Annotated in this window: 12 protein-coding genes; all 12 read left to right on the top strand. The window is 74.0% G+C overall.

The genetic code is table 11. From position 1 onward, the window contains the following. Positions 1 to 37 precede the first annotated feature (37 nt). Positions 38 to 622, top strand: a complete 585-nt coding sequence (locus tag KMS84_RS23610; protein ID WP_256918429.1) for an ArsR/SmtB family transcription factor — start codon at positions 38 to 40, stop codon at positions 620 to 622. 14 nt (positions 623 to 636) lie between these two features. Continuing rightward, positions 637 to 843: a hypothetical protein gene (locus KMS84_RS23615; protein WP_256918430.1), complete on the top strand. Its 207-nt coding sequence runs from the start codon at positions 637 to 639 to the stop codon at positions 841 to 843. 66 nt (positions 844 to 909) lie between these two features. Further along, positions 910 to 1,263: a VOC family protein gene (locus KMS84_RS23620; protein WP_256918431.1), complete on the top strand. Its 354-nt coding sequence runs from the start codon at positions 910 to 912 to the stop codon at positions 1,261 to 1,263. Positions 1,264 to 1,621: 358 nt separating this feature from the next. Continuing rightward, positions 1,622 to 1,825, top strand: coding sequence for a cold-shock protein (locus KMS84_RS23625; RefSeq protein WP_037622929.1), 204 nt, complete (start codon positions 1,622 to 1,624; stop codon positions 1,823 to 1,825). A 411-nt stretch (positions 1,826 to 2,236) separates the two neighbouring features. Further along, positions 2,237 to 2,761: a GtrA family protein gene (locus KMS84_RS23630; RefSeq protein WP_256918432.1), complete on the top strand. Its 525-nt coding sequence runs from the start codon at positions 2,237 to 2,239 to the stop codon at positions 2,759 to 2,761. A gap of 62 nt (positions 2,762 to 2,823) precedes the next feature. Beyond that, positions 2,824 to 3,441, top strand: a complete 618-nt coding sequence (locus KMS84_RS23635; RefSeq protein ID WP_256918433.1) for a TOPRIM nucleotidyl transferase/hydrolase domain-containing protein — start codon at positions 2,824 to 2,826, stop codon at positions 3,439 to 3,441. 103 nt (positions 3,442 to 3,544) lie between these two features. Continuing rightward, positions 3,545 to 5,185: an NAD-dependent malic enzyme gene (locus KMS84_RS23640; RefSeq protein WP_256918434.1), complete on the top strand. Its 1,641-nt coding sequence runs from the start codon at positions 3,545 to 3,547 to the stop codon at positions 5,183 to 5,185. Positions 5,186 to 5,332: 147 nt separating this feature from the next. Then, the gene (locus tag KMS84_RS23645; RefSeq protein WP_256918435.1) at positions 5,333 to 6,112 is read left to right on the top strand and encodes a LamG domain-containing protein; all 780 of its coding nucleotides are present in this window, start codon (positions 5,333 to 5,335) and stop codon (positions 6,110 to 6,112) included. 131 nt (positions 6,113 to 6,243) lie between these two features. After that, positions 6,244 to 7,431, top strand: coding sequence for a serine hydrolase domain-containing protein (locus KMS84_RS23650; protein ID WP_256918436.1), 1,188 nt, complete (start codon positions 6,244 to 6,246; stop codon positions 7,429 to 7,431). 127 nt (positions 7,432 to 7,558) lie between these two features. Then, positions 7,559 to 8,440 carry a dioxygenase family protein gene (locus tag KMS84_RS23655; RefSeq protein WP_256918437.1) on the top strand — a complete coding sequence of 294 codons (882 nt, stop codon included), beginning with the start codon at positions 7,559 to 7,561 and terminating at the stop codon, positions 8,438 to 8,440. After that, on the top strand, positions 8,437 to 9,510 hold the full coding sequence (locus tag KMS84_RS23660) for a maleylacetate reductase (RefSeq protein ID WP_256918438.1): 1,074 nt from the start codon (positions 8,437 to 8,439) through the stop codon (positions 9,508 to 9,510). Before KMS84_RS23655 ends, KMS84_RS23660 begins: the two co-directional genes overlap by 4 nt. 44 nt (positions 9,511 to 9,554) lie before the next feature. Beyond that, the gene (locus tag KMS84_RS23665) at positions 9,555 to 11,624 is read left to right on the top strand and encodes a WD40 repeat domain-containing protein (RefSeq protein WP_256918439.1); all 2,070 of its coding nucleotides are present in this window, start codon (positions 9,555 to 9,557) and stop codon (positions 11,622 to 11,624) included. Positions 11,625 to 11,691 lie beyond the last annotated feature (67 nt).

Here is an 11,691-nt window from a genome sequence, read left to right on the forward strand (position 1 = left end):
GTTGCAACGGATTCTTTGCATGGGTATCGTCGTCCCCATGAACGAGCCACAGGACCCGGAGGTCCGCAGTCTCGACGCCCGCTCGCTGCGCGGGCTCGCCCACCCCCTGCGCATGCGACTGCTGGACGCCCTGCGCTTCGGGGGTCCGGCGACCGCCTCCCGACTGGCCGAGAAACTCGGTGAGTCGAGCGGGGCGACCAGCTATCACCTGCGGCAGCTCGCCGCCCACGGCTTCATCGAGGACGCCCCCGACCGGGGCAAGGGCCGGGAGCGCTGGTGGAAGGCGGCCCAGCAGGGGCTGCGCCTGGACGAGGCACTGCTCGCCGACGCCGGCCCGGAGGTGCGCGGCGCGGCGGACACCTACCTCCACGAGGTCGCCACCGCCCAGACCCGCGACCTGTCGACCTGGCTCGGCAACCGGCACACCTGGTCGCAGGAGTGGAACCGCACCTGGGACCTGAGCAGCGCCACGCTGATGCTGACGCCGGAGCTGACCCAGGAACTGATCGAGAAGATGCACGCACTCGTCGAGACCTACCGCGACCGTGCGGTCGACGAGGGCGACGCCGACGCCGCTCGGGTGCGTGTGCACACCCGCGCGTTTCCCCTGTCCACGGAATGAGAGGCCCGCGTCCGATGCACCCCGAGACCCATCTCGCCCTGCACCACGCCCGCGCCGTCGCCCTCCGCGCCGAAGCCGACGCCCACCGTCTCGCCTCCCTCGCCCGGTCTGCCGAAGTCCCCCGGAACCCCGGGGGCCTGCGGACCCGCCTCGGCTGGACCCTTGTGGAGCTCGGCCTGCGGCTGGCGGCCCCGCCCCGGACGAGTGCCGCCGTCTCCTGACCCCGGCCCGCACCGGTGCCGCCGTCTCCAGCCCCGGGCGGGCCGCGGTCCTGGCAGGATGACGGCATGGAACGTGTGCTTGGAATCGGCGGGTACTTCCTCCGGGCGGCCGACCCCGCCGCCCTCGGCGCCTGGTATCGCGACTGCCTCGGTCTGGACGCCGACGACAACGGCCTGTGGAGTCAGGACACCGGCCCGACGGTGTTCGCGGCGTTCGAGTCGGGGACCGACTACTTCGGAGACCGCGCTCAGCAGGCCATGCTCAACTTCCGCGTCCGCGATCTCGACGCGATGCTCGCGCAACTGCGCGACAAGGGCGCCGCGGTGGAGGAGGAGACGCAGGACATGGAGGGAGTCGGCCGGTTCGGATGGGTCACGGACCCCGAGGGGAACCGGGTCGAGCTGTGGCAGCCCGCCTGACCGCGTTCGCGCACGGGTGACGACGGCGGCGGAGACGCGAGCCGCGATCGCAGGGCACGCCCGTGTCGCCGACCGGGCGCGCCCGTCGCGTCGGAACTGCTCTTCATACGTGCGGAAACGGGCTCGAACGGGCGAAGTCTGCTCCGGCTGGGCGCTTCGGTGTCGCACAGGCGGCGGATCATGACCGTTGCTCTCTGGTGGGCGCCGCTCTCGCCGTGTAGCGTCATCGTCAGCTGTCGTGGTTCGCAGTACCTGCCCGCGCCGTCGCGTGGGCGTTTTGCTGTGCAGTGCCGGACCAGGGCGATCACCTCCGGGGCCGCGCGGTGCGGTTCCCGACTAACGACTGGGAGGCACCAGCATGGCCAGCGGAACCGTGAAGTGGTTCAACGCCGAAAAGGGCTTCGGTTTCATCGCTCAGGACGGCGGCGGACCGGACGTCTTCGCCCACTACTCCAACATCAACGCCACCGGCTTCCGTGAGCTCCAGGAAGGCCAGGCCGTGACCTTCGACATCACGCAGGGCCAGAAGGGCCCGCAGGCGGAGAACATCACGCCTGCCTGATCTCGGACACCGTCGGGCCCCGGAGCGTTCTTTCGCTCCGGGGCCCGACGCGTGTGTGCGGCCGGACGCCGACCGCCCGGCGCGGGCCCGCCCGGACATCGACCCGCCCGGCCTCGAGCCTGGTTTCCGGTACGGGGTTGCCGCACGGACGCGCCCCACTCGGCCCGACCGGGAGCCGAGGCGTTCACCTCCATTCATTGCAACGCTGGGCGACAGTGGTATTGCGTTACCTGGTGAGCCGTTGCAACGAATTTCCCGCATCTACCTGTGTGTTAGATGGCTTCGTGCAATAAATCCGTTGCTGAGAACGTGAAGGCAACGTAGCGTTTCCGTCGTCGGAAACTGTGGGACGACGGGCTCGCCGAGCGGGAGGCCTCGATCCGCAGAGGGGGCGGTCGGAGGGGCGGGGTCATGCGGGACGTACGGAAGAGACAGCGGGCGGTGCCCGGCGACGTCGTGGCGTTCACGCGCTTCGTGCTGTGCGGCGGGGGAGTGGGGGTGGCCGCCGGCTTCGCCGTGGCGGCCCTCTCCTCGCAGGTTCCCTGGGCCCTGGCCAACGCCGTGGTCACCGCCGGTTCGACCGTCGTCGCCACCGACCTCCACGCGCGCTTCACCTTCGGCGCGGGCGGGCGGGCGACCTGGCGTCAGCACGTGCAGTCGGCCGGGTCCGCGGCGGCCGCGTACGCGGTGACCTGCCTGGCGATGGCCGTCCTGCGGGCGTCGGTGGACTCGCCGGGCCCGCTGTGCGAACAGGCCGTGTACCTGTCCGCCTCCGCGCTCGCCGGCGTCGCACGGTTCGCGGTCCTGCGCCTGGTCGTCTTCGCACGGGGCCGCTCGCGAGGCGCGGCCGTGGTCCCCGCGCCGCTGACGCGGCCCGTGCCCAGGGACCGCACCGCGGCCCCGGCCGACCGCGAGGCGCTCTGTCCCGCCGCCTGACGAAGTCGCCCGCCGGCGAATATCGCGCGCGTCGTCGACCGTGGTCGTAGCAGACTTCCCGCATGGCCGACATGCGCACGTTCCGGGACGAGGTCGCGGGCTGGGCGGCCGGTGGCCCCGGCGCGCGGGCGCAGGAGCTCGCCGAACTGCTGGGGGTGCACACCGCGGTCCTGGTGGAGGGGCTGAGCGACCGCGCGGCCGTCGAGGCGCTGGCCGTCGCGCGCGGCCGTGACCTGGCGGCCGAGGGGGTGTGCGTGATGCCGATGGGCGGGGCCATGAGCATCGGCCGTCATGCCGGACTGCTGGGACCGGCCGGCCTCGGCCTGCGCCTGGTCGGGCTGTGCGACGAGCGCGAGAAGCCCTTCTTCGACCGCGCCCTCGACCCGTCCTGGACACCGCGTCCGCAGGTCCACGTGTGCACGGCCGACCTGGAGGACGAGCTCATCCGCGCCCTGGGCCCCGCACGGGTGGAGGCCGTCGTCGAGGCCGAGGACGAACTGCGCGCCTGGCGGACCTTCGTACGGCAGCCGGCCCAGCACGGCCGGCCGCGGGAACAGCAGTTGCGGCGCTTCATGGGCACGAAGAAGGGGCGCAAGATCCGTTACGGGCGCGTCCTGGTCGAGGCCCTCGCTCCCGACCGCACGCCCGCCCCGCTGAAGGACCTGTTCGCCGGCCTGTGACCCCCGGCCGCCCCTCCTCCCCTCCGCCCGGTGACCATTCCTTGCCGACGCCTTGCCCATGGCTTGGCGTGCGGGTCGGCGCCTGCGGGGCAGGCGGAAAGACATGACAGCGAACGACTCCGGCCGGGGCGCCGCCCTCCTGTACGACCCCCTGCGCAACAAAGGGACCGCGTTCAGCGCGGCCGAGCGGGCCGAGTTCGGCCTCGACGGGCTGCTGCCGCCCGCCATGGAGACACTCGAGGACCAGGCCGACCGGGCGTACGCGGCGTTCCTCGGCTACGACAAGCCGCTGAACCGGCACATCTACCTGCGCCAGCTCCAGGACACCAACGAGGTGTTGTTCCACCGCCTGGTCACCCGCCACCTGGAGGAGATGCTGCCGGTCGTCTACACCCCGACCGTCGGCGAGGCGTGCCGGCGCTTCAGCGAGATCTACCGCCGACCGCGCGGACTGTTCCTGTCGTACGAGGACCGCCACCGCTTCCGCGAGATCCTGCGCAACCGCCCGCACGCCGACGTGGACGTCATCGTCGTCACCGACGGGCAGCGCATCCTGGGCCTGGGCGACCAGGGGGTCGGCGGCATGGGCATCCCGATCGGCAAGCTCAGCCTGTACACGGCGATCGGCGGCATCCACCCCGCCCGGACCCTGCCGATCCTGCTGGACGCCGGGACGGACAACGAGGAACTGCTGAACAACCCCCACTACCTGGGCCGCCGCGAGCGACGCGTGACCGGCGCCCGCTACGACGAGCTGGTGGAGGCGCTGGTCTCGGCCGTGGAGGCGGAGCTGCCCGGGACGCTGCTCCAGTGGGAGGACTTCGCGACGGCGCACGCCCGGCGCATCCTCGGCCGCTACCAGGACCGCCTGCTCACCTTCAACGACGACATCCAGGGCACCGCCGCCGTGGCCCTCGGCGCGCTCACCACGGCGACACGGGTGGCGGGGACCAGGCTCGCCGACCAGCGGATCGTGATCCTCGGAGCGGGATCCGCGGCGGTGGGAGTCGCCGACATGATCCGCCTCGCGCTCGTCGACGAGGGCGTTCCGCGGGAGGAGGCCGCCTCCCGCTTCTGGTTCGTGGACGTCGACGGGCTGCTGACCGCCTCCCGCGACGGGCTGACCGACGAGCAGCGGGTCTACGCCCGCGACGACGAACAGGAGCCGCACGGTCTGGCCGAGGTGGTGGACCGGGTCGAACCGACCGTGCTGATCGGGCTGTCCACCGCGCACGGCGCCTTCACGGAGGACATCGTGCGGCGGATGGCGGCCTCCTGCGAACGTCCGGTGGTCTTCCCGCTGTCCAACCCCACCTCCCACGCCGAGGCCGACCCCGCCGACCTGGTGCGCTGGACCGGCGGCAGGGCGTTGATCGCCACCGGCTCCCCGTTCCCGCCGGTGACGGTCGACGGACGCGAGACACCGGTCGCGCAGGCCAACAACGTGTACGTGTTCCCGGCCGTCGGCCTTGCGGTCACCGCGAGCCGGGCCACCCGGGTCACGGACCGGATGATGGTGGCCGCGGCCCGCGCGGTCGGTGACTGCGCCGTCCGGTCCGCTCCGGACGACAGCGGCGCCCCCGCACCGCTGCTGCCGCCGCTGGGGCAGATGCGGGACGCCGCCCGGGAGATCGCGATGGCCGCGGCGATGGCCGCGGTGGAGGACGGCGTCGCTCCGAAGGCCACCCGGGAGGAACTGCGGGAAGCCGTCGAGGCGGCTCAGTGGAGCCCCCGCTACGCGTGACGACCGCGGCGTGCGCCCGGAGTGCGCGGACCGCGCTCCCGGGCACGACCGCGCCTTCACCACCGTCCGTTCACTCGGGAGGGTTGTCCTTGCCCCGGTTTCGGCGTCGTCCGCATGCCCAGGACATATGCGGAGCAGCATCCGCGCATGGAGAATCCTGCGTGCGACGGAACACCGTCGGCAGAGGGGATCGGATCCGGTCCCCAGGTCGTCTTCACAGCGGACTTCACGTCCACCCGTCAGTGGGTGGCGGGGCGGTCGTGGGCCTATCCCAACGGCGGACCCGTCAACCCCGGCGACAACAAACTGGATCACCTGACGGCGGACCCCGCCTACAGCCGCTCGGGGACCTTCCGCGCCACCCTGCGCAAGGACGGCCTGTGGAACACGGGCCTGCTCACCACCGAGGGGAGCGAGGAGGGCTTCACCGTCCGTGCGGGTGACGAGCTGGAGGCGCGGGTGCGTCTCCCCCACGAGGCCGGAGCCTGGCCGGCCATCTGGACCTGGCGCGACGGCGGTCAGGAGATCGACGTCTTCGAGTACCACCCCGACAACCCCGACCTGCTCGAGCTGACCAACCACGTCCGCGGCGCCAACTCCTACTACCGCGACCCGGCCGTGCGTCCGGGCGGCTGGGTCGATCTGCGGGTCCGGTTCGGCTCGCGGTCCGTGGTCTGGTGGGTGAACGGTACCCGGGTGTTCGCCGACCGGCAGGGCGTCGGACGTTTCTGGCACGCCTATCTCATCGTCAACCTGTCGGTCTGCGCGGGCCGTTACCACCCGCCGCCGGCTCCCTACGTCAAGGAGATGTCGTACGAGGTGCAGGGCCTCGTGGTGCGACGGCCGGCCACCCTCGCGCAGGCCGAGGACGACGACCCCGAGGCCGACGAGACCGGCGCCGGGAGCGAGGCGCTGACCGACGGGTGAGGGGCGCCGGCGGACACGGAGGGGCATCGCACAGGGGGAGAGGAGCCGGTGCCGGGGTGGGGGTGTCCCCCCGCCTCGTCCGGGGGTTCGCCGGATCGTGGACCGGCGGCGGCCGGAACTAGCGTTCAGCCATGTCCGCGACATCTTTCATCCCACGGCGACACCTGGCTCTCATGGTCGGCGTCGTCACCCTGATCGCCGCCGGGGCGACCGGCGCCGTCGCCCAGCCCCAGCGCTCCTCGCCCGGCGAGCGGTTGCGCCAGGACACCCGGGCCGTCCACGCCCTCGGCATCAGCGGCGTACAGGCCCGCGCGGTCGCGCCCGACGGCCGGGAGTCGGTCGCCACCAGCGGCACGGCAGACCTGCGCACCGGCCGGCCGGTCCCCGCGAACGGCCGCTTCCGCATGGCCAGCACGGCCAAGACACTGGTGGCCACCGTCGTGCTCCAACTGGCGGCGGAGGGACGGCTGTCCCTGGACGACACGGTCGAGAGCCGGCTGCCGGGCGTGGTGCGCGGCAACGGCAACGACGGCCGCCGGATCACCCTCCGGCACCTGCTGCAGCACACCGCCGGCGTCCACGACGACCTGCCCGGATACACCACGCCCGAGGAGTACTACCGACAGCGTCACGACGTGCACCGGCCCGAGCAGCTGATCGCCCGCGCGATGCGCCACGCCCCGGACTTCGCGCCCGGCGAGGGCTGGCAGTACTCCAACACCGGCTACATCCTGCTCGGTTCGATCGTCCACCGGCTCACCGGCCGACCCGTCCACCAGGAGATCGAAGAGCGCGTCCTGCGCCCGCTCGGCCTCGACGGGACCCGCTGGACCGGCGTCTCCACCGACCTGCCCGGCCCGCACGCCCGGGGCTACCAACGCTTCGGCCCCGACGCCACGGTGGACGTCACCGACCAGATACCGGTGGACCACGAGACCGCGTTCACCACGACCACCCGGGACGAGAACCGGTTCCTGCGCGCGCTGCTCGCCGGCCGTCTGCTGCCCGCCCGGCAGCTGGCCGAGATGAAGCAGACCGTTCCCGTGAACGCGGAGGTCCAACGGCTGTGGCCCGGCGGCCGATACGGGCTCGGCCTCGTCGAACGCCCGCTGAGCTGCGGAGGAACCTACTGGAGCCACGAGGGCGGGGACGGCGGATACATCACCCTCAACGGCGTTGCCGAAGACGGCCGACGCAGCGTCGTCGTCTCCATGTCCGAGGCGCGCGGCGACACCCCGGAGCACATCCTGGAGCAGGAGAACGCGGCCGGGGCCCTGGTCGACCACGCGCTGTGCGCCGGGGGCCGGGACGACCGGTGACAGAGCGGTGCCCGGGCGCGCGGCCCGGCCGTCGCGCGCGCTCCGCCGTGACGCGGGCGGCCGTACGTGCGTAGTGTCGTCCCAGTCGGCCGGCCGCGGACGGCTGCCGCGCCCCAGGAGGTACGTCATGCCCGGCACCGACGACGCCGCGAAGGCCATCACCGCCGCGGTCGTCGACAGCTTCCGTGACACCCCGGACCCCCGGTTGCGCGAACTGCTCCAGGCGCTGGTGCGCCACCTGCACGACTACGTGCGCGAGGTGCGTCCCACGACCCGGGAGTGGGAGCGGGCCGTGGACTACCTCACCGCCGTGGGGCAGACCTGCGGCCCCACCCGTCAGGAGTTCATCCTGCTCTCCGACGTGCTGGGCGTCTCCATGCTGGTGGAGACCGTGAACGAACAGGGCGGCGGCACCGAGGGCACCGTCCTCGGCCCGTTCCACGTCGTGGCGTCCCCGCCGCGCGCGAGCGGCGACAGCATCGACCTGCTGGGTTCCGGGACGCCGTGCGTCGTCGCGCTGCGCGTCCTGTCGGCGGACGGCGCCCCGCTGGCGGCGGCGAGCGTCGACGTGTGGCAGTGCACCGAGGACGGCTTCTACGACGTCCAGCAGCCCGACGTCCAGCCGCCGGGCAACGGACGCGGCCTCTTCCGCACCGACGACGAGGGACGCCTCTGGTTCCGCACCGTCGTGCCCAGCCACTACCCCATTCCGACGGACGGCCCCGTCGGACGGCTCCTGGTCGCGACCGGACGGCACCCCTACCGCCCCGCCCACATCCACTTCGTCGTCGACGCCGACGGCCACCGGCCGCTCACGACCCATGTCTTCGTCGCCGGCAGCCCCTACCAGGACTCGGACGCCGTCTTCGCCGTCAAGGACAGTCTCGTCGTCGACTTCGCGCAGGTCGACGACGTCGAGAAGGCGCACGCGCACCGGGTCGCCGCTCCGTTCCGCATGGCCGAGTTCGACATCGTCCTGGAACCCGGGACGGCCGGGGACGGCCGATGACCGCGCCGCTCGCCTTCAGCTACCAGGCACTGCCCATGCGCGTGGTGATGGGGGCCGGCGCCCTGGACCGGCTCGCCGACGAGATCGACCGCGCCGGCCTCGAAAGGGTCATGGTGCTCTGCTCGCCCGGACGGCTACGGCCGGCCGAGAGCATCGCCGGACGGGTCGGCGCCCGCGTGGCGGACATCCACCCGCACGCCCGTGCGCACGTGCCCGCCGCGTCCGCCGCCGAGGCCGCCCGGCGCGCCGCGGAGGTCGACGCGGACGGCTGCCTCGCCGTCGGCGGCGGCTCGGCCATCGGCCTCGGGAAGATCGTCGCCCTGCGGCTCGGTCTGCCGGTCCTCGCGGTGCCCACGACGTACGCCGGATCCGAGATGACGCCGGTGTGGGGCCTGACGGAGAACGGCGTCAAGCGCACGGGCCGGGATCCGCGCGTCCTGCCGGTGTCCGTGCTGTACGACCCCGAGCTCACCGTCGGCCTGCCCGCGGCCGTCGCCGCGACCAGCGGCATGAACGCGATCGCCCACGCGGTCGAGGCCCTGTACGCGCCCGACGCCTCGCCGATCATCGACCTCATGGCCGAGGACGGCGTGCGGTCGCTCGCCCGCGCGCTCCCGGACGTCGTCGCCGACGGCGCCGACCTCGACGCCCGATCCCGCGCCCAGTACGGCGCCTGGCTGTGCGGCGCCTGCCTCGGGGCCACCACCATGTCGCTGCACCACAAGCTCTGCCACGCCCTCGGCGGCGCTCTCGACCTGCCGCACGCCGCCACCCACACCGTGGTCCTGCCGCACGCCCTCGCCTACAACCAGGTCGCGGCGCCCGCGGCGACGGCGAAGCTCGGCCGCGCCCTCGGCGCACCCGCCGACCCCGCCCTCGCGCTGTGGGACCTCGCCGGCCGGCTCGGCGCCCCGCGTTCCCTGCGCGAACTGGGCATGGCGCGGGACGACGTCGACCGGATCGTCGAGCTCACCCTGGCCGCCCCCTACGCCAACCCCCGCGAGGTGACCGCGGACGGCCTCGGGCGGCTCCTGCACGCCGCCTGGTCGGGACGGCCGCCGGCCTGCTGAGAGCCCGCCTCCGGGCTGTCGGCGCCTACTGCGACAATCGTCCCATGACGGCGAAACTGCCCCTGCACAGCGCCCGTTGGCGCGACCTCCACGGTGTGACGGTCGACGAGCTGGCGGCCCTGCTGGAGGAGATGGCCGCCGCGCCGGCCGCCGGGGGCGGCGACGCGTGGCGGCACAGATGGACGGACCTGGCACAGGGTCTGCTGGACGACGGAACCGTCCACGACGGCGCCTATGCGGCCCTGCCCCATCTCGTCGAGGCGGCAGCGCGGTGGGAGCCGCGCCGGTCCGTCGACTTCTGGATCGACCTGGGATGCGTCGTGACCGCGGAGGACCGGCGTCCCGTCCCCGCGGATCTCGAGGCCGGGTTCGCGGCCGCGCTCCGGCTCGCCGAGCGGTCGGCCGTGCGCAGTCTGCTCGCCGGCGCTCCCGTCGAGAGCGCCGCCTCCCTCGCGCTCAGCTGCGTCGCCTTCGCCGGTCACCACACCGCCGCGGCACTGTGGTCCCTCACGCCCTCGGAACCCGAGGTGCGGCTGACGTGCCGCGGGTGCGACGCCGACACGGAGCTCCCCGCCTTCTTCGCGGACCCGGCGCGCCCGCCCTTCGACGTCCCGGAGCTGCCCGAGCCCCTCGACGCCCTTCCGGCAGAGAGCCCCTGGGCCGCGGTCGCGGCGGCGCTGGAGCACGCACCGCCCGCGCGGACGCCGGGGCAGGAGTGGGGGCCCGTCCTGCGCGTGGCACGCGACGTCGCGGCGGCGGGAGTGCCCCGGGCCGCCCCCGGGTGGGCCGTGCTGTGCCTGGTCGCCGGCGTGGTCGCGGTCACGGGCGTTCCGCGGCCGGCCGGGAGGGAGCTGGGCCGCCGACTGATGTCGCTCACGGGGAACTTCCGCTGCTGGAACTGCGAGCGGACATGGACGATCGCCGACGGCCTGGCCGACGACCCGGCGGGCGCACGGCCCCTGAGCCCGGACACGCCGGCGTGGACCGACGGCGAGGGTCCGGCCGCGCCGCCGAAGCCCGCCCCGGCGCGCCGGCCGGGTGCGGCGGCGACCCGGCTGCGGCAGGAAGGCGACAGCCTCGTGGCCGTCGACGGAACGCCGTGGGGCCGCGTGGCGGCGTTGCCGGACTCCGGGTCGGGTTTCCCGGGAGGCGTCGGCTCGCTGACGGTCGTCAGCGGCCCCGGTCGACCGCCACTCGTGGCGGGCGGCGGGGGCACGGGCGAGGTCCTCGTGTGGAATCCGGTCGACGGGCGACTCGCCCGCACCCCCCTGGCGGGTCATCACGAGCCGGTCTGCGCGCTGACGGCCGTCCCCCTGCCCGGGGGCGCGTCCGTGCTGGCGAGCGGGGACGACTCCGGGACGATCGCCCTGTGGGACGCGGCAGAGGGACGACTGCTCGCCGCTCGACCGGAGTTCGGGCAGGCGGTCCGGCATCCGCCCGGTCACCGGCCCGACGCGGTGACCGGCCTGTGCGCCGCCACCGTCCCCGACGGCCGGACCCTGCTGGTCTCCGCCACCCTCCGGGGCGCGGTCCGCCTGCGCGACCCGGCCACGGGTGAGCCGGTCGGGCGCCTCAACCCCTACGGCCGTCCGATCCGCTCGATGGCCGGCGTCCCGCTCGCCTCGGAGCACACGCTGATCGCGGCCTCGGACGGCAGGGGAGGGGTGGAGGTCTGGGATCCGGCCGTCGACGACCCCTGGGACAGCGGCGCCGCCGTGCAGCCCAGCCGACGCGCGCTCGACGAGGCCGGCCACCGGGTGGCGGCGGTGGCGGCGGTGCCCGGCCCGGCCCGGTCCCTGCTGGCCACGGGGGACGACCGTGGCGGCGTCATGCTGTGGGACCCGACGACCGGTCTCCCGGTCGGCGACGGCCTTGCCCCGTCGACCGGCACCGGGGGTGTTCCGCTCATGACCGCCGCCGTGTCGCCCGACGGGCGCCCCGTGCTGGTCGTCGGCAGCAGACACGGGCATGGCCTGCGGGTGTGGGAACCGGAGACCGGCGCGGTGCGGCACATCGCCCTCGACGTGACGCTCGCCTGTCTGGCCGCCACGGGCTCGCACCTGATCGTCGGCCACGACCGCGGAGCCCTGGTCGTCCCCCTCGCCGAGGGGTGAACTCCCGCGATCGTGTGGCACGTTCACCTTGTCGCGCGGTGGCGGTGGCGGTGGCGGTGGCGGTGGG

This window comes from Streptomyces hilarionis (genome assembly GCF_024539675.1).
Taxonomy (GTDB): domain Bacteria; phylum Actinomycetota; class Actinomycetes; order Streptomycetales; family Streptomycetaceae; genus Streptomyces; species Streptomyces hilarionis.